The organism is Diplocloster agilis (assembly GCF_019042275.1).
Lineage (GTDB): Bacteria > Bacillota > Clostridia > Lachnospirales > Lachnospiraceae > Diplocloster > Diplocloster agilis.
The window spans coordinates 1-340 of the sequence record NZ_JAHQCW010000105.1; the positions used below are offsets into that span (position 1 = coordinate 1).

A 340-nucleotide genomic window follows, 5' to 3' on the forward strand; every position below is an offset into this window, starting at 1 on the left:
CTGGATGAAAATGAAAAATGATGTGGCCTATCTGATCCGTGATATCCTCTCACTGTACGAGCATCAAAGCACAATGAATCCGAATCTTCCGGTCCGGGGTCTGCTTTATTTCGCGGATATGTTCCGGGGGCTCCTGCACGGCAAGCATATCTACGGCACAAAGCTGGTGTCCTTGCCTACGCCGGTTTACATCGTATTTTATAACGGTGACCAGGAGATCGGGGAAGAAAAATGGCTGAAACTGTCCGACGCATTTATACATGGAAATGAGCAGTCTAAAATGGAATTGCAGGTTCAGATCCTTAATATCAACAACGGGCATAACAGCCAGCTGATGGAG

1 pseudogene is annotated in these 340 nt (G+C 47.1%); it reads left to right on the plus strand.

The window, feature by feature from the left end:
• Positions 1-10 precede the first annotated feature (10 nt).
• Positions 11-340: pseudogene (locus KTH89_RS24755) on the plus strand (hypothetical protein); the annotation flags it as partial.